Origin of the sequence: Streptomyces fildesensis, assembly GCF_016107395.1 — a bacterium.
GTDB classification, from domain to species: Bacteria; Actinomycetota; Actinomycetes; order Streptomycetales; family Streptomycetaceae; genus Actinacidiphila; species Actinacidiphila fildesensis.
In genome coordinates this window covers 732,071-749,654 of the sequence record NZ_JAAIKO010000001.1, presented here as the reverse complement: position 1 = coordinate 749,654, position 17,584 = coordinate 732,071, and the positions used below count along the sequence as shown (strand labels likewise).

Below are 17,584 nucleotides of genomic sequence, written 5' to 3'. Positions count from 1 at the left end.
GCATGGGTATCGAAGAAAAACTGCCGAGTGGATTTCTGCTGACCACGGTGGAGTCCGCCGCGGGCTGGGTGCGTAAGGCGTCGGTCTTCCCGGCCACCTTCGGCCTGGCCTGCTGTGCCATCGAGATGATGACGACCGGGGCCGGGCGCTACGACCTGGCCCGTTTCGGTATGGAGGTCTTCCGTGGCTCGCCGCGGCAGGCGGACCTGATGATCGTGGCCGGCCGGGTCAGCCAGAAGATGGCGCCGGTGCTGCGGCAGGTCTATGACCAGATGCCGAATCCCAAGTGGGTCATCTCCATGGGGGTCTGCGCTTCTTCGGGTGGAATGTTCAACAATTACGCCATTGTGCAGGGTGTTGACCACATTGTCCCCGTTGATATCTATTTGCCCGGCTGTCCGCCCCGGCCCGAGATGCTCATGGACGCCATCCTCAAGCTCCACCAGAAGATCCAGGGCGAGAAGCTCGGCGTGAACCGTGAGGAGGCGGCCCGCGAAGCGGAGTCCGCCGCACTCAACGCGCTCCCGCTGATCGAGATGAAGGGGCTGCTGCGGTGACAGACGCCAACGGCACCAACCCCGACCGCGACCTGCAGACCGACAACCTCCCCGGCCAGCGCGACGACGCCGGCGAGGTCATCGGTCACCGCAAGGGCATGTTCGGTGCCAACAACGGTGGCGACACCTCCGGCTACGGCGGCCTCGTCAGGACCGTCCGGCTGCCAGGCCCGGCCCACCGCCCCTACGGCGGCTGGTTCGACGAGGTGGCCGACGAGCTGGAGGGCGCGCTGGAGGAGCAGGGACTGCTCCCCTCCAACGCGATCGACCGGACCGTCATCGACCGTGACGAGCTGACCTTCCACATCGCCCGCGAGCACCTCGTGCAGGTCGCGAAGACCTGCCGCGACGATCCGGCGCTGCGCTTCGAGCTCTGTACGGGCGTGAGCGGGGTGAACTACCCCGAGGACAAGGGCCGTGAGCTGCACGCCGTCTACCACTTGCGTTCGATCACGCACAACCGGCTGATCCGGCTGGAGGTGAGCGCCCCCGACAGCGACCCGCACATCCCGTCGATCGTCCCGGTGTACCCGACGAACGACTGGCACGAGCGTGAGGCGTACGACTTCTTCGGCATCGTCTTCGACGGCCACCCGGCCCTCACGCGGATCATGATGCCGGACGACTGGCCCGGCCACCCGCAGCGCAAGGACTACCCGCTCGGCGGCATCCCCGTCGAGTACAAGGGCGCCCAGATCCCGGCTCCCGACCAGCGGAGGTCGTACTCCTGATGAGCACTCACCACGCACCCGCTCAGGCGGAAGAACGCGACACCACCGAAGGCCGGGTCTTCACCGTCACCGGTGGCGACTGGGACGAGCTGGCCGAGACCGTCGGCAGGTCCGACGACGAGCGCATCATCGTCAACATGGGGCCGCAGCACCCGTCCACCCACGGTGTGCTCCGGCTGATCCTGGAGATCGACGGCGAGACGGTCACCGAGGCCCGGTCGGGCATCGGCTACCTGCACACCGGCATCGAGAAGAACATGGAGTACCGGACGTGGACCCAGGGGTCCACGTTCGTGACGCGCATGGACTACCTCACGCCGTTCTTCAACGAGACGGCGTACTGCCTCGCGGTCGAGAAGCTGCTCGGCGTCACCGAGCAGGTGCCGGACCGGGCCAGCGTCATCCGCGTGCTGCTGATGGAGCTGAACCGGCTCTCCTCGCACCTGGTGTGCATCGCCACCGGCGGTATGGAGCTCGGCGCCACCACGATCATGATCTACGGGTTCCGCGACCGTGAACTGATCCTGGACGTCTTCGAGCTCATCACCGGGCTGCGGATGAACCACGCGTACATCCGGCCGGGCGGCCTCGCCCAGGACCTGCCGCCGGGCGCGGTGGACCAGATCCGCGAGCTCGTGAAGAAGATGCGCAAGAACCTTCCCGAGTACGACAAGCTCGCCACCGGCAACCCGATCTTCAAGGCCCGGATGGAAGAGGTCGGCTACCTGGACCTGGCCGGCTGCATGGCGCTCGGCGCCACCGGCCCGATCCTGCGCGCCGCCGGCCTGCCGCACGACCTGCGCAAGGCGCAGCCGTACTGCGGTTACGAGAACTACGACTTCGAGATCCCGACGGCGGACACCGCCGACTCCTACGGCCGCTTCCTGGTCCGCCTGGAGGAGATGCGGCAGTCGCTGCGCATCGTCGAGCAGGCCCTGGACAAGCTGGCCCCAGGACCGGTGATGGTCGAGGACAAGAAGATCGCCTGGCCCGCGCAGCTCGCGCTCGGCCCGGACGGCCTGGGCAACTCCCTGGACCACATCAAGAAGATCATGGGCACCTCGATGGAGTCCCTGATCCACCACTTCAAGCTGGTGACCGAGGGCTTCCGGGTTCCGCCGGGCCAGGCGTACACCGCGGTGGAGTCGCCCAAGGGCGAGCTGGGCGTGCATGTCGTCAGCGACGGCGGCACCCGCCCCTTCCGGGTCCACTTCCGCGACCCGTCCTTCACCAACCTGCAGTCCATGGCGGCGATGTGCGAGGGCGGCCAGGTCGCCGACGTCATCGTGGCCGTGGCGTCCATCGACCCCGTGATGGGAGGCGTCGACCGATGACCGACGTGTCTTTGGGCATCCCGCAGATGCCCGCGCCCGACTATCCGGCCGATGTACGCGCCAGGCTGGAGGCGGACGCGAAGGAGATCATCGCCCGCTATCCCGGCAGCCGCAGCGCGCTCCTGCCGCTGCTGCACCTGACGCAGTCGGAGGACGGCTACGTCACCCGCACCGGCGTCCGGTTCTGCGCGGAGCAGCTCGACCTCACCACCGCCGAGGTCACCGCGGTCGCGACCTTCTACTCCATGTACCGGCGCAAGCCCAGTGGCGACTACCAGGTCGGGGTCTGCACCAACACGCTCTGCGCGGTGATGGGCGGCGACGCCATCTTCGACGAGCTGAAGGAGCACCTCGGGGTCGGCAACAACGAGACCACCGAGGACGGCAAGGTCACGCTGGAGCACATCGAGTGCAACGCGGCCTGCGACTTCGCCCCGGTGGTGATGGTGAACTGGGAGTTCTTCGACAACCAGACACCGGGCTCCGCCAAGCAGCTGGTCGACGACCTCATCGCCGGCCGCGAGGTGCGGCCGACCCGTGGCGCACCGCTGTGCACGTACAAGGAGACCGCCCGCATCCTCGCAGGCTTCCCCGACGAGCGCCCCGGCGCCGTCGAGGCCACCGGCGGAGCCGGCCCCGCGTCGCTCGCGGGACTGCGGCTGTCGCGCGGCGAGGCACTGCCCGGCCCGGACGCCGGACAGCCGGCCCGCCGGTCGTCCGTACCGCCGCAGGGCGAGACGCCGGCCGCGCCGTCGGGCACCCCCGGGCAGCCCAGCCCCGCCGAGCACGCCAGCTCGCACGACGCACCGCAGGAGACCGCCGTGTCGGACCCCGCCAACCCGGCAGGACCTGAGAGCGAGGAGGGCAAATGATGACCGTGTCGCCCGAGAAGCTGCTCACCCCTGTCCTGTCGGCCTTCTGGGACGACCCGCAGTCGTGGACGCTCGACACCTACCGCCGTCATGAGGGCTACGAGGGCCTGCGCAAGGCCCTCGCGATGCCGCCGGACGACGTCATCGCGTATGTGAAGGACGCCGGACTGCGCGGCCGTGGCGGCGCCGGCTTCCCGACCGGTATGAAGTGGCAGTTCATCCCGCAGGGTGACGGCAAGCCGCACTACCTGGTCGTCAACGCCGACGAGTCGGAACCGGGTACCTGCAAGGACATCCCGCTGCTGTTCGCGAACCCGCACTCGCTCATCGAGGGCATGGTGATCGCCTGCCACGCGATCCGCTCCAACCACGCCTTCATCTATCTGCGCGGCGAGGTCGTCCCGGTGCTGCGCCGGCTGCACGAGGCGGTGCGCGAGGCGTACGAGGCCGGCTACCTCGGCAAGAACATCCAGGGCAGCGGCTTCGATCTGGAGCTGACCGTTCACGCCGGGGCCGGCGCGTACATCTGCGGCGAGGAGACGGCGCTGCTGGACTCGCTCGAAGGACGCCGCGGCCAGCCCCGGCTGCGCCCGCCGTTCCCGGCGGTCGAGGGCCTGTACGCCTGCCCGACCGTCGTCAACAACGTCGAGTCCATCGCCTCGGTGCCCGCGATCATGCAGCGCGGCAAGGACTGGTTCAAGTCGATGGGCAGCGAGAAGTCCCCGGGCTTCACGCTGTACTCGCTGTCCGGGCACGTCGTCAGCCCCGGCCAGTACGAGGCCCCGCTCGGCATCACGCTGCGCCAGCTGCTCGACATGAGCGGCGGTATCCGGCCGGGCCACCGGCTGAAGTTCTGGACCCCCGGCGGCTCGTCGACCCCGATGTTCACCGACGAGCACCTGGACGTACCGCTCGACTACGAGGGCGTGGGCGCCGCCGGCTCCATGCTCGGCACCAAGGCGCTGCAGTGCTTCGACGAGACGACGTGCGTGGTGCGGGCGGTGACGCGCTGGACGGAGTTCTACGCCCACGAGTCCTGCGGCAAGTGCACGCCGTGCCGTGAGGGCACGTACTGGCTGGTCCAGTTGCTGCGGGACATCGAGGCCGGCAAGGGCAAGCTGTCCGACCTCGACAAGCTCAACGACATCGCCGACAACATCAACGGCAAGTCCTTCTGTGCGCTCGGCGACGGCGCCGCCAGCCCGATCTTCTCCTCCCTCAAGTACTTCCGCGAGGAGTACGAGGAGCACATCGAGCGCAAGGGCTGCCCCTTCGACCCGGCCGCCTCGACCGTATGGGCCGACGCCGGAACGTCTCACCTGGAGGTGAACGCATGACAGTCACCACGTCTGCCCCCTCCGGAGGGGGAGAGGCGGCGGTTCCGCCGGAGGATCTCGTCGCCGTCACGATCGACGGCGTCGCGCTCTCGGTCCCCAAGGGGACCCTGGTGATCCGTGCGGCGGAGCTGCTGGGCATCGAGATCCCGCGGTTCTGCGACCACCCGCTCCTCGACCCGGCCGGCGCCTGCCGGCAGTGCATCGTCGAGGTCGAGGGCCAGCGCAAGCCGATGGCGTCCTGCACGATCACGTGCACCGACGGCATGGTCGTCAAGACCCATCTCACCTCGCCGGTCGCCGAGAAGGCGCAGCGCGGGGTGATGGAGCTGCTGCTCATCAACCACCCGCTGGACTGCCCGGTCTGCGACAAGGGCGGCGAGTGCCCGCTGCAGAACCAGGCGATGAGCACCGGCCAGGCGGACACCCGCTTCGAGGGCAAGAAGCGCACGTACGAGAAGCCGGTGCCGATCTCCACGCAGGTGCTGCTGGACCGGGAGCGCTGTGTGCTGTGCGCGCGCTGCACCCGGTTCTCGGAGCAGATCGCGGGCGACCCGTTCATCGAGCTCATCGAGCGCGGCGCCCTCCAGCAGGTCGGAATCGGCGACGGCGACCCGTTCGCCTCGTACTTCTCCGGCAACACCATCCAGATCTGTCCGGTGGGCGCGCTGACCTCGGCGGCGTACCGCTTCCGGTCCCGGCCGTTCGACCTGGTGTCGTCGCCGTCGGTCTGCGAGCACTGCGCGGGCGGCTGCGCGACGCGCACCGACCACCGACGCGGCAAGGTCATGCGGCGGCTGGCCGCCGACGACCCCCAGGTCAACGAGGAATGGGTGTGCGACAAGGGGCGCTTCGGCTTCCGCTACGCACAGCGCCCCGACCGCCTCAAGCACCCGCTGCTCCGTAACAAGGAGACCGGTGAGCTGGAGCCGGCGAGCTGGCCCGAGGCACTGGCGGCCGCGGCCGCCGGGATCGCGGCGGCCGGCGGCCGCACCGCGGTACTGGCCGGCGGCCGGCTGACCGTCGAGGACGCCTACGCCTACGCCAAGTTCGCGCGGGTCGCCCTCGACACCAACGACGTCGACTTCCGGGCCCGCGTGCACAGCGCCGAGGAGGCCGACTTCCTGGCCTCGCAGGTGGCGGGACGCGGCCGGGACCTGGACGGCGACGGCATCACGTACACGACGCTGGAGAAGGCGCCGGCCGTCCTGCTCGTCGGTCTCGAGGCCGAGGAGGAGGCTCCGGGGATCTTCCTCCGGCTTCGCAAAGCGAACCAGAAGCGGCGCCAGCGGACCTTCGCACTGGCGCCGTTCGCGACCCGTGGCCTGACGAAGGCGGGCGGCACGCTGCTGCCCGCCGCACCCGGCACCGAGCCCGAGTGGCTGGACGCGCTCGCCGGCGGTGTCGGTCTCGACGAGGCGGGCGAGAAGGCCGCCGAGGCGCTGCGTGCCGAAGGGTCGGTGATCCTGGTCGGCGAACGGCTGGCCGCCGTACCCGGCGCGCTGACCGCGGCGATCCGCTTCGCCACGGCGAGCGGCGCGAAGCTCGCGTGGATCCCGCGCCGCGCGGGTGAGCGCGGAGCGGTCGAGGCGGGCGCGCTGCCGGGGCTGCTGCCCGGTGGCCGGCCGGTCACCGACCCGCGGGCCCGCGACGAGGTCGCCCGGGTCTGGGGACTGGCCGAACTCCCGCACCGCTTCGGGCGCGACACCGGCCAGATCGTCGAGGCGGCCGCGAGCGGCGAGCTGGCGGCGCTGGTCGTCGGCGGCGTCGAGGTCGCGGACCTGCCGGACCCGGCCCGCGCCCGGCTCGCGCTGGACGCGGTCGGCTTCGTCGTCAGCCTGGAACTGCGGCCCTCCGAGGTCACCGACCGGGCGGATGTCGTCCTGCCGGTGGCCGCGGTCGCCGAGAAGGCCGGCACCTTCCTCAACTGGGAGGGCAGGGCTCGGCTGTTCGACGCGGCCATCAAGCCGGACCAGGTCGTCAACCGGCACCAGCTGCCGGACGCCCGGGTCCTGACGATGCTCGCCGACGCGCTCGGCGTCAGCCTCGGACTGGGCGACGTCCGCGCCGCCCGCACCGAACTGAACCGGCTCTCCCCCTGGGACGGGCCGCACGCCTCCCAGCCGCTGGAGACGTCCCGGACGCTGCCCGTGCCCGCCGCGGGCGAGGCGGTGCTCGCCGGGCACCGGCTGCTGCTCGACCAGGGCAAGCTCCAGGAGGGCGACGACGCGCTGGCCGGCACCCGGCACGAGGCGGTGGTGCGGCTGTCGGCCGCGACCGCCGCGGAGGCCGGGCTCGCCAACGGCGACCTCACCGAGGTCTCCGGGCCCGCCGGTTCGGTACGGCTGCCGCTGCGCATCACTCCGATGCCCGACCGGGTGGTGTGGCTGCCGCTGAACTCCACGGGCGGGGGCGTCGCCAGCGATACCGGCGCGCTGCCCGGCCAGGTCGTCAAGGTCGGCGCCGCTGCCACGGAGGTGGCCCAGTGAACAACCTCTCCGCCGAAGATCTGTCGATGTTCGGCACCGATCCGTGGTGGCTGATCCTCCTCAAGGCGGTCTTCTGCTTCGCCTTCGCCATGCTGACCGTGCTGTTCTCGATCGTCTGGGAGCGCAAGGTCGTGGCGTGGATGCAGCTGCGCATCGGCCCCAACCGGCACGGCCCGTGGGGCATGCTCCAGTCGCTCGCCGACGGCATCAAGCTGATGCTGAAGGAAGACATCATCGTCAAGCGCGCGGACAAGGTGGTGTACATCCTCGCGCCGATCGTCGCGGCGATCCCCGCCTTCATGTCCTTCGCGGTGATCCCCTTCGGCCCGGCCGACAACGAGGTGTCGATCTTCGGCACCCGCACCGCGCTGCAGCTCACCGATCTCCCGATCGGCGTCCTGTACATCCTGGCCACCGCGTCCGTCGGCATCTACGGCATCGTGCTCGCGGGCTGGTCCTCCGGCTCGACGTACCCGCTGCTCGGCGGATTGCGCGCCTCGGCCCAGATGATCTCCTACGAGATCGCGATGGGGCTGTCCTTCGCGGCGGTCTTCCTCTACTCCGGGTCGATGTCCACCTCGGCGATCGTCGAGGCGCAGCACGACCGCTGGTTCGCGGTGCTGCTGCCGGTCTCGCTGCTGATCTACATCGTGGCGATGGTCGGTGAGACCAACCGCGCACCGTTCGACATGCCGGAGTCGGAGGGCGACCTGGTCGGCGGCTTCAACACCGAGTACTCGTCGATCAAGTTCGCGCTCTTCATGCTCGCCGAGTACGTGAACATGGTGACGGTCTCGGCGGTGGCGACCACCCTCTTCCTGGGCGGCTGGCGGGCCCCGTGGCCGATCAGCACCTTCTGGGAGGGCGCGAACCACGGCTGGTGGCCGATGCTCTGGTTCACGGTCAAGGTCCAGCTGCTGCTGTTCTTCTTCATCTGGCTGCGCGGCACGCTGCCGCGGGTGCGTTACGACCAGTTCATGAAGCTGGGCTGGAAGGTCCTCATCCCGGTCTCGATGGTCTGGCTGATGCTGGTCGCGACCGTCCGGGCGATGCGGAACGAGAACTACGGCCTGCGCGACATCGTGCTGTACGTCGGCGGGGCCGTCGTCGGCCTGCTGCTGATCTCCCTCGTGGTCGATGTGTTCCGCGACCGCGGGCGGAAGAAGGACGAGGCGGAAGCCGCCGCGGCACCGCCGGAACCGTTCGATCCGATGGCGGGCGGCTTCCCCGTACCGCCGTTGCCGGGGCAGACGCTGCCACCGGTGCCGCGCCGTCGCAGCCGCAGCCTTGGCGAGCCGCAGCTCGTCGGTGCCCCGGACACCCCGGACAATGACAAGGAGGCCGACGATGCCTGAGTTCCTGGGCCCGGTCGCGGGCTTCGGCGTGACCTTCAAGGCCATGTTCAAGAAGCGGCTGACCGAGCAGTACCCCGAGGAGAAGAAGCCGACCGCGCCGCGCTTCCACGGCCGGCACCAGCTCAACCGGCACCCGGACGGGCTGGAGAAGTGCGTCGGCTGCGAACTGTGCGCCTGGGCCTGCCCGGCCGACGCGATCTACGTGGAGGGCGCGGACAACACCGAGGAGGAGCGCTACTCCCCGGGTGAGCGCTACGGCCGCGTCTACCAGATCAACTACGCCCGCTGCATCCTGTGCGGGCTGTGCATCGAGGCGTGCCCCACCCGGGCGCTGACGATGACCAACGAGTACGAACTCGCCGACAGCAGCCGTGAGTCGCTGATCTTCACCAAGGAGCAGCTGCTCGCCGGCCTGGAGGAGGGCATGGTCGAGGCACCGCACTCGATCTTCCCCGGCACCGACGAGCAGGACTACTACCGGGGACTGGTCAGTGAGGCCGCGCCCGGCACCGTCACCCAGGAGCGCACTCCTGCGGAGAAGGAGGTGGAGGCGTGAGCACGTTCGCCGCCGCCGCTTCCACCACCTCGACGGGTGAGGCGTTCCAGTTCTGGGTGCTCGCCGTCGTCGCCGTGCTGGGTGCGCTGGGCACCGTACTGAGCAAGAAGACGGTGCACAGCGCGCTCTGTCTGGCCGGGACCATGATCATCCTGGCTGTCTTCTACCTGGCGCAGGGCGCGTACTTCCTCGGGGTCGTCCAGATCGTCGTCTACACCGGCGCGATCATGATGCTCTTCCTCTTCGTCGTCATGCTGGTCGGCATCACCGCCGCCGACTCGCTGAAGGAGACGCTGAAGGGCCAGCGCTGGCTGGCCGCGGGATGCGGTCTCGGCTTCGGGATCCTGCTGATCGCGGGCATCGGCAACGCCTCGCTCGACACCTTCGCCGGCCTCGGCCAGGCGAACGCGGGCGGCAACGTCGAGGGCCTGGCGCGGCTCATCTTCACCAAGTACGTCTGGGCCTTCGAGATCACCGGCGCGCTGCTGATCACGGCGGTCGTCGGCGCGATGGTGCTGACGCACCGCGAGCGGACCGAGGAGCGCAGCACGCAGCGCGAGCTGTCGATCGCGCGGGTCCGCGCGGGCACCCAGGTGCCGCCGCTGCCCGCACCCGGCGTCTACGCCCGGCACAACGCGGTGGACGTCCCCGGCCTGCTGCCGGACGGCACCACCTCGGACCTGTCGGTCAGCGCCACGCTGCGGGACCGCGGCCAGATCCGTGATGTGTCGAACGAGGCCCTGGCCGATCTCGCCGAGCTGGAACAGCGCTCGGAGAGCTGGCTGGAACGGTCCGCGCCCGAGGTCACAGCGCCAGAGGAGGCGAGCAAGTGAATCCGGTCAACTACCTGTACCTGGCCGCGCTGCTGTTCACCATCGGCGCCGCCGGGGTGCTGATCCGGCGCAACGCGATCATCGTCTTCATGTGCGTCGAGCTGATGCTGAACGCCTGCAACCTGGCGTTCGTCACCTTCTCCCGGATGCACGGCAACCTCGACGGCCAGATCATCGCCTTCTTCACGATGGTGGTCGCCGCCGCCGAGGTCGTGGTCGGGCTCGCGATCATCGTGACGATGTTCCGCTCCCGGCACTCGGCCTCGGTCGACGACGCCAATCTGATGAAGCTGTAAGGGGTAGCGACAGTGGAGAACCTCATCGGATTGCTCGTCGCGGTACCGCTGCTCGGCGCGGCGATCCTGCTGACCGGCGGCCGCCGGCTGGACCGTATCGGCCACTGGCTCGGCACGATCCTCGCGGCGGTGTCCTTCGGTATCGGCGCCGTGCTCTTCTTCGACATGCTCGGCAAGAGCGGCGAAGACCGCGCGATGTACTCGCACCTGTTCAGCTGGGTGCCGGTCGGCGGCTTCCAGGCCGACATCGGCTTCCAGCTCGACCAGTTGTCGATGACCTTCGTGCTGCTGATCAGCGGTGTGGGCACGTTGATCCACATCTACTCGATCGGGTACATGGAGCACGACGAGCGGCGCCGCCGCTTCTTCGGCTATCTCAACCTGTTCGTGGCGGCGATGCTGCTGCTGGTCATCGCGGACAACTACTTCCTGCTGTACGTCGGCTGGGAGGGCGTCGGCCTCGCCTCGTACCTGCTGATCGGCTTCTGGCAGAACAAGCCGAGCGCGGCCACGGCGGCGAAGAAGGCGTTCCTCGTCAACCGTGTCGGTGACGTCGGTCTGTCCATCGCGATCATGCTGATGTTCACGACCTTCGGGACGTTCAGCTTCCAGCCGGTGCTGGCGCACGCGGGCGACGCGAGCGAGGGCAAGCTGACGGCCATCGGCCTGATGCTGCTGCTCGCCGCGTGCGGCAAGTCCGCCCAGGTGCCGCTGCAGTCCTGGCTCGGCGACGCGATGGAGGGCCCGACCCCGGTCTCGGCCCTGATCCACGCGGCGACGATGGTGACGGCGGGCGTGTATCTCATCACCCGGTCCGGCGCGATCTTCAACGGTGCCCCGGACGCGCAGGTAGCGGTGGTCACGGTCGGCGCGGTCACGCTGCTGTTCGGTGCGATCGTCGGTTGCGCGAAGGACGACATCAAGAAGGCCCTGGCGGGCTCGACGATGTCGCAGATCGGCTACATGATCATGGCGGCCGGGCTCGGCCCGATCGGCTATGTCTTCGCGATCATGCACTTGGTCACCCACGGCTTCTTCAAGGCCGGGCTCTTCCTCGGCGCCGGATCGGTCATGCACGGCATGAACGACGAGGTCGACATGCGGAAGTACGGGGGCCTGCGCACGTACATGCCGGTCACGTTCATCACGTTCGGCCTCGGCTATCTGGCGATCATCGGCTTCCCGGGTCTGTCCGGCTTCTTCTCCAAGGACAAGATCATCGAGGCGGCCTTCGCCAAGGGCGGCACCGAGGGCTGGATCCTCGGCGGCGCGGCCCTGCTGGGTGCCGCGATCACCGCGTTCTACATGACGCGCGTGATGCTGATGACGTTCTTCGGCGAGAAGCGCTGGGAGGCCGACGCGGAAGGCCACGAGCCGCACCCGCACGAGTCGCCCAAGTCGATGACCATCCCGATGATCGTGCTGGCCTTCGGCTCGGTCTTCGCGGGCGGGCTGTTCAGTCTGAACAGCTCCTTCCTGAAGTGGCTGGAGCCGGTCACCGGACACGAGGAGGGGCACTCGCCCCTCAGCGCCACGACGGTGACGGCCGGCACGATGGTCGTGCTGGTCATCGGGGTCGCGCTGGCCTGGCTGATGTACGGGCGCAGGGCCGTACCGGCCGTCGCTCCGCGCGGCTCGCTGCTGACCCGCGCCGCCCGGCGCGATCTGCTCCAGGACGACTTCAACCACGTCGTGCTGGTCCGGGGCGGCGAACACCTCACCCGCAGCCTGGTCTACCTGGACCACTCCCTGGTGGACGGTGCGGTCAACGGCACCGCCGCCGGGGTCGGCGGCCTCTCCGGCCGCATGCGCAAGCTGCAGAACGGCTACGTCCGCTCGTACGCGGTGTCGATGCTGGGTGGCACGGCGGTCCTGATCGCCGCGACTCTCCTGATGAGGGCGGTCTGATAACTCATGTCCTTTCCCCTCCTTACCGTCACGGCCGCCCTTCCGGCGGTCGGCGCGATCGCCACCGCCGCCGTACCGGCCGCGAAGCGCACCGTCGCCAAGTGGTCGGCGCTGGGCTTCTCGGTCGCGACGTTCGTACTGGCCGTGATCGTCCTCGTCCGGTTCGAACCGGGCGGTGAGCGCTACCAGCTCACCGAGTCCCACGCGTGGATCAAGGACTTCGGGGTCCGCTACGAACTCGGCGTGGACGGCATCGGCGTTTCGCTGGTCGCGCTGACCGCGCTCCTGATCCCGTTCATCATCGCGGCGGGCTGGCACGACGCCGACCCCCTCGAAGACAAGAACCCCAACCGCCGCTGGCGGCCCACCCAGGGCTTCTTCGCCCTGATCCTGGCCGTCGAGGCGATGGTGGTGGTCTCGTTCGAGGCCACCGACGTCTTCCTCTTCTACATCTTCTTCGAAGCCATGCTCATCCCGATGTACTTCCTCATCGGCGGCTTCGGGGACCAGGCGCACGAGCACGGCGACGACGAGGCGGCCAAGCAGCGCTCGTACGCCGCCGTGAAGTTCCTGCTCTACAACCTGGTCGGCGGCCTCGTCATGCTGGCCGCCGTCATCGGGCTGTACGCGGCCAGTGCCGACCAGCTCGGGCACGGCACGTTCTCGCTCCAGGAGATCCTCCAGGCGCGCGCGGCCGGCAAGTTCGACCTGGCCTCCTCCACCGAGCGGTGGCTCTTCCTCGGCTTCTTCTTCGCCTTCGCGGTGAAGGCGCCGCTGTGGCCGCTGCACACCTGGCTGCCGAACGCGATGGGGGAGTCGACCGCGCCGGTCGCGGTGCTCATCACCGCGGTCGTCGACAAGGTCGGCACCTTCGCGATGCTGCGCTACTGCCTCCAGCTCTTCCCGGAGGCCAGCAAGTGGGCGACGCCGGTGATCCTGGTGCTCGCGGTGATCAGCATCATCTACGGTGCCCTGCTGGCCGTCGGCCAGCGCGACATCAAGCGGCTGATCGCCTACGCGTCCATCTCGCACTTCGGCTTCATCATCATGGGCATCTTCGCGATGACCACCCAGGGACAGAGCGGCGCCGCGCTCTACATGGTCAACCACGGGATCTCGACCGCCGCGCTGCTGCTGGTGGCCGGCTTCCTGATCAGCCGGCGCGGCTCGCGGCTCATCGCCGACTTCGGCGGTGTGCAGAAGGTGGCGCCGGTGCTCGCGGGCACCTTCCTGATCGGCGGACTGGCGACGCTGTCGCTGCCGGGGCTCGCCCCGTTCGTCTCCGAGTTCCTGGTGCTCGTCGGCACGTTCAGCCGCTACCCGGCGCTCGGCATCATCGCGACCGTCGGCATCGTGCTCGCCGCGCTCTACGTCCTCGTCCTGTACCAGCGGACGATGACCGGGCCGGTGAAGGCGGGCGTCGAGGGGATGAAGGACCTCAAGGTCCGTGAGATCGCCGTGGTGGCTCCGCTGATCGCGCTGCTGCTCTTCCTCGGCGTGTACCCGAAGCCGCTCACGGACATCGTCAATCCGGCGGTCGGCCAGACGCTCTCCGACGTGCACAAGACCGACCCCAAGCCCGCGCTGGAGGCGACCAAGTGAGCGGAACAGCCGTCCACAGCCTGTGGACAATGGCGGCCCCCGCCGCAGACAAGATCCCCGCCCCGAAGATCGAGTACACCCAGCTGTCGCCGGTCCTGATCGTCTTCGGGGCAGCCGTCGTCGGGATCCTCGTCGAGGCGTTCCTGCCCCGTAAGTCCCGCTACCTGGGACAGATCGCGGTCAGCGTCATCGGCCTCGCCGCCGCCTTCGCCGCCGTGGTGGCGCTGGCGGCCAGGGGCTACGGCACCACCAAGGCGCATGTCGCGGCCATGGGAGCCGTCGCCGTCGACGGCCCCGCGCTCTTCCTGCAGGGCACGATCCTGCTGGTCGGGCTGGTCGCGGTGTTCACCTTCGCGGAACGCCGGCTCGACCCGAAGGCGCACGGTCGCAAGGTCGACTCCTTCGCCGCCCAGGGCTCCGCCGTTCCCGGCGGCGACGCCGAGAAGGCCGCGGTCAAGGCCGGGTTCACCACCACCGAGGTCTTCCCGCTGCTGCTCTTCGCGGTCGGCGGCATGCTGATCTTCCCGGCCGCGTCCGACCTGCTGACGCTCTTCGTCGCGCTCGAGGTCTTCTCGCTGCCGCTGTACCTGCTCTGCGCGCTGGCCCGCCGCCGGCGCTTCATGTCGCAGGAAGCCGCGATGAAGTACTTCCTGCTGGGAGCCTTCTCGTCGGCCTTCCTGCTGTTCGGCATCGCGCTGCTCTACGGCTACGCGGGCACCGTCTCGTACTCCGGCATCGCCGCCGTCGTCGACGGCACCGCCAAGATGACCCCGGCGCTCGCCGCCACCACCGGCAACGACGCGCTGCTGCTCATCGGCACCGCGATGGTCGCGATGGGGCTGCTGTTCAAGGTCGGCGCCGTGCCGTTCCACATGTGGACCCCGGACGTCTATCAGGGCGCCCCGACCCCGGTGACCGGCTTCATGGCCGCCGCCACCAAGGTCGCCGCCTTCGGCGCGCTGCTGCGGCTGCTGTACGTGGTCCTGCCGGGCATGCGCTGGGACTGGCGGCCGGTGATGTGGGGCGTCGCGATCCTGACGATGCTGGTCGGCGCGATCGTCGCCGTCACCCAGACCGATGTGAAGCGACTGCTGGCGTACTCGTCGATCGCGCACGCCGGGTTCATCCTCGCGGGTGTCATCGCCACCACGCCGGACGGCGTCTCGTCGGTGCTCTTCTACCTCGCGGCGTACTCCTTCGTGACGCTCGGCGCCTTCGCCGTCGTCACCCTGGTCCGCGACGCGGGCGGCGAAGCCACCCACCTGTCCCACTGGGCCGGCCTCGGCCGCCGCTCGCCGCTGGTCGCGGCGGTCTTCGCGGTGTTCCTGCTGGCCTTCGCGGGCATCCCGCTGACCTCCGGCTTCGCCGGAAAGTTCGCGGTCTTCAAGGCGGCGGCCCAGGGCGGCGCGATGCCGCTGGTCATCGTGGGTGTGCTCTCCTCGGCCATCGCCGCGTTCTTCTACATCCGCGTGATCGTGCTGATGTTCTTCAGCGAACCGAAGCCCGACGGCCCCACCGTCGCCGTCCCGAGCGCCTGGACCTCCACGGCCATCGGCATCGGCGTGGCGGTGACGCTCGCGCTGGGCGTCATGCCGCAGTACTTCCTGGACCTCGCCGACAAGGCGGGCGTCTTCGTCCGCTGAACAACGACACCACGGGAACGGCCGTCGAACGCTTCAGGCGTTCGGCGGCCGTTCCTCGTTTCAGCCCGCCGTGCGCGGGATGCGGCGGTTCCAGGTGCGGTGGAAGACGGTCTCGTCGCCGGAGTGGCAGGTGACCTCGTTGAAGGTGACGAAGTGCGTCGCGTCCGCCTGGATCTCGGATCTGGTGTCGACGCTGACGTCCCAGCCGAGGTCCGGGCGGCGCAGCCGGACGTGCCACAGGGAGCGGGTGGCGGCGGAGAGCGGGTCACCGGACTCGATGCGGTAGGTCTCCAGGGCGTCCTCGGTGAATTCGAGGCCGTCGGGGTAGATCCGGGTACCGCCGTGGCGCGGGTCGACGTCCAGCTGCCAGGCACCGGTCGCGACATCGCGGGTGACGAGCCGTTCGGGGCGCGGCTCGGGTGCGCCGGGGAAGATCACGGGGAGCGGTGGAGCCTGTTCCGGTTCCTCGAAGTACAGCGGGATCGCGGACGGCGACGGGGCGCGGACCGGCAGGTCGAGGGCGCTGTCGGCAGCCTCGATGGTGAAGCCGGAGGCGTGCTCGGGCTGCGGGTGCGGCCAGATCCACGGCCAGTAGGCGGAGGACAGGGCGAGCCGGATGCGGTGGCCGTGCGGGAACGCGTGGCCGATGCCGTTGAGCTCGAACGCGATGTCCTCGGTGTGGCCCGGGGTCCACTCCACCGCCCGGTCCCGGCCGTGCCGCGCCAGCAGGTTGAGGGCGCCACGGGTGACGAGCGTGGAGGAGCCGTCCGGGGCCACGTCGCAGACCCGGGCGATGACCTGGCCGCGCGGCGCGTCGCAGCGCAGCCGCAGCCGGACCCGGGGGCGGCCGAGGACCTCGACACGGTCGGTGAGCGGCGCGGAGTCGAAGCAGACCGAGCGGCCGTCCTCCTCGCGCTGCTCCGGCGGCAGGTCGGCGTCGTTGCCGAACGGGAAGAAGCGGCCGGCGTCGATCCCGGTGTGCTGCGGGGAGTCGACCCGCACCGGGCCGCCGGGCAGCGCGTACGGGGTGTAGGTGACGGCGGGCGACGGCCAGCTGTCCTCGCCGACCCAGCGGCCCGGCAGTTCGTCGTAGACCGTGGCCGGCGGGTGCGACTCGCTGATCCAGGCGCGCAGCAGGGGATCGTCCATCACCCCCGTGGCCTTGTCCTTCAGCCAGTGGTCCCACCAGCGCAGTGTCTCCTGGAGGAAGCCGATGGCGGGCCCGGGCGGCCGCCCCCGGTCGGGGTACTGGTGGGACCAGGGGCCGATCAACCCGCGGACGGGTGCGTCCAGATGTTCGACAAGGCGCAGCACGGTGTCCCGGTACGGGTCGTGCCAGCCGCCGACGGTGAGGACGGCCGCCTTGACGGCGGAGTAGTCCTCGCACACGCTGCCGTGCTGCCAGTACGCGTCACGGCTCTGGTGGCCGAGCCACGTATGGATGAACGGATCGACGGCTTCGAGCCGTTCGAGCCACATCTGCCGCCAGCTGTCGCCGACCGCCGTGGGATCGGGCGGCCGGCAGACGAAGGCGAGCATCGTCGCGGCCCAGGCGTGCATGTCGACGGCGAGGACCGAGCCGCCCATGTAGTGCACATCGTTGTCGTAGCGGTCGTCGGTGGAGCAGACGGTGACGACGGCCTGGAGGGCCGGTGGCGCGAGCGCGGCGATCTGCAGGCTGTTGAAGCCGCCCCAGGAGATGCCGAACATTCCGACCCGGCCGGTGCACCAGGACTGCGCGGCCAGCCATTCGACGACCGCGACGCCGTCCGCGAGCTCCGCGGCGTCGTACTCGTCGCCCGGCAGCCCCTCGGAGTTGCCGTGGCCCCGTACATCCACCCGCACGGAGGCGTAGCCGTGACCCGCGTACCAGGGGTGCCGCTGCGAATCGCGCGGCGCCGTCCAGTCGTACAGCCGGTACGGGAGGTACTCCAGCAGCGCGGGCACCGGTTCGTCGGCGTACGGCCGCCAGATGCGCGCGTACAGCCGGGTGCCGTCGGGCAGCGGGATCCGGACGTCCTCGACGAAGGTCGTGTAGGGGAAATCGGTACGGATGCGCATCGGCGGGGCTCCC

The 17,584-nt window shown here is 69.7% G+C and carries 14 protein-coding genes; 13 read left to right on the top strand and 1 reads right to left on the bottom strand.

Annotated elements, in window-relative coordinates; all coding sequences use genetic code 11:
* The first annotated feature begins 2 nt into the window (after positions 1-2).
* From C6N31_RS03380 to nuoN, 13 genes are read left to right on the top strand one after another with little or no spacing between them, the layout of a single operon-like run.
* On the top strand, positions 3-557 hold the full coding sequence (locus C6N31_RS03380) for a NuoB/complex I 20 kDa subunit family protein (protein WP_138357562.1): 555 nt from the start codon (positions 3-5) through the stop codon (positions 555-557).
* Entirely contained in the window at positions 554-1,288 is a 735-nt protein-coding gene (locus C6N31_RS03375) for an NADH-quinone oxidoreductase subunit C (protein ID WP_138357561.1), read from the top strand. The genes C6N31_RS03380 and C6N31_RS03375 overlap by 4 nt, the downstream gene beginning before the upstream one ends.
* Complete coding sequence (locus C6N31_RS03370; protein WP_138357560.1) at positions 1,288-2,622, top strand: NADH-quinone oxidoreductase subunit D; 1,335 nt, start codon at positions 1,288-1,290, stop codon at positions 2,620-2,622. Before C6N31_RS03375 ends, C6N31_RS03370 begins: the two co-directional genes overlap by 1 nt.
* On the top strand, positions 2,619-3,494 hold the full coding sequence (gene nuoE, locus C6N31_RS03365) for an NADH-quinone oxidoreductase subunit NuoE (RefSeq protein ID WP_138357559.1): 876 nt from the start codon (positions 2,619-2,621) through the stop codon (positions 3,492-3,494). Before C6N31_RS03370 ends, nuoE begins: the two co-directional genes overlap by 4 nt.
* On the top strand, positions 3,491-4,831 hold the full coding sequence (gene nuoF, locus C6N31_RS03360) for an NADH-quinone oxidoreductase subunit NuoF (protein WP_138357558.1): 1,341 nt from the start codon (positions 3,491-3,493) through the stop codon (positions 4,829-4,831). The genes nuoE and nuoF overlap by 4 nt, the downstream gene beginning before the upstream one ends.
* Entirely contained in the window at positions 4,828-7,317 is a 2,490-nt protein-coding gene (locus C6N31_RS03355) for an NADH-quinone oxidoreductase subunit G (RefSeq protein ID WP_138357557.1), read from the top strand. The genes nuoF and C6N31_RS03355 overlap by 4 nt, the downstream gene beginning before the upstream one ends.
* 26 nt (positions 7,318-7,343) lie before the next feature.
* Positions 7,344-8,672 (top strand): NADH-quinone oxidoreductase subunit NuoH, encoded by a 1,329-nt coding sequence (nuoH, locus tag C6N31_RS03350; RefSeq protein WP_138357576.1) that lies wholly within the window; start codon positions 7,344-7,346, stop codon positions 8,670-8,672.
* Positions 8,665-9,228 carry an NADH-quinone oxidoreductase subunit NuoI gene (gene nuoI, locus C6N31_RS03345; protein WP_164296565.1) on the top strand — a complete coding sequence of 188 codons (564 nt, stop codon included), beginning with the start codon at positions 8,665-8,667 and terminating at the stop codon, positions 9,226-9,228. The genes nuoH and nuoI overlap by 8 nt, the downstream gene beginning before the upstream one ends.
* Positions 9,225-10,061, top strand: a complete 837-nt coding sequence (locus C6N31_RS03340) for an NADH-quinone oxidoreductase subunit J (RefSeq protein ID WP_138357555.1) — start codon at positions 9,225-9,227, stop codon at positions 10,059-10,061. Before nuoI ends, C6N31_RS03340 begins: the two co-directional genes overlap by 4 nt.
* Entirely contained in the window at positions 10,058-10,357 is a 300-nt protein-coding gene (gene nuoK / locus C6N31_RS03335) for an NADH-quinone oxidoreductase subunit NuoK (protein ID WP_138357554.1), read from the top strand. Before C6N31_RS03340 ends, nuoK begins: the two co-directional genes overlap by 4 nt.
* 12 nt (positions 10,358-10,369) lie before the next feature.
* Positions 10,370-12,265 carry an NADH-quinone oxidoreductase subunit L gene (gene nuoL, locus C6N31_RS03330; protein WP_138357553.1) on the top strand — a complete coding sequence of 632 codons (1,896 nt, stop codon included), beginning with the start codon at positions 10,370-10,372 and terminating at the stop codon, positions 12,263-12,265.
* Positions 12,266-12,271: 6 nt separating this feature from the next.
* On the top strand, positions 12,272-13,867 hold the full coding sequence (locus tag C6N31_RS03325) for an NADH-quinone oxidoreductase subunit M (protein WP_138357552.1): 1,596 nt from the start codon (positions 12,272-12,274) through the stop codon (positions 13,865-13,867).
* Positions 13,864-15,510 carry an NADH-quinone oxidoreductase subunit NuoN gene (gene nuoN / locus C6N31_RS03320; RefSeq protein ID WP_138357551.1) on the top strand — a complete coding sequence of 549 codons (1,647 nt, stop codon included), beginning with the start codon at positions 13,864-13,866 and terminating at the stop codon, positions 15,508-15,510. The genes C6N31_RS03325 and nuoN overlap by 4 nt, the downstream gene beginning before the upstream one ends.
* 60 nt (positions 15,511-15,570) lie before the next feature.
* Here nuoN and C6N31_RS03315 read toward each other — a convergent pair whose 3' ends face one another.
* Positions 15,571-17,571, bottom strand: a complete 2,001-nt coding sequence (locus C6N31_RS03315; protein WP_138357550.1) for a CocE/NonD family hydrolase — start codon at positions 17,569-17,571, stop codon at positions 15,571-15,573.
* Between the last annotated feature and the right edge of the window lie 13 nt (positions 17,572-17,584).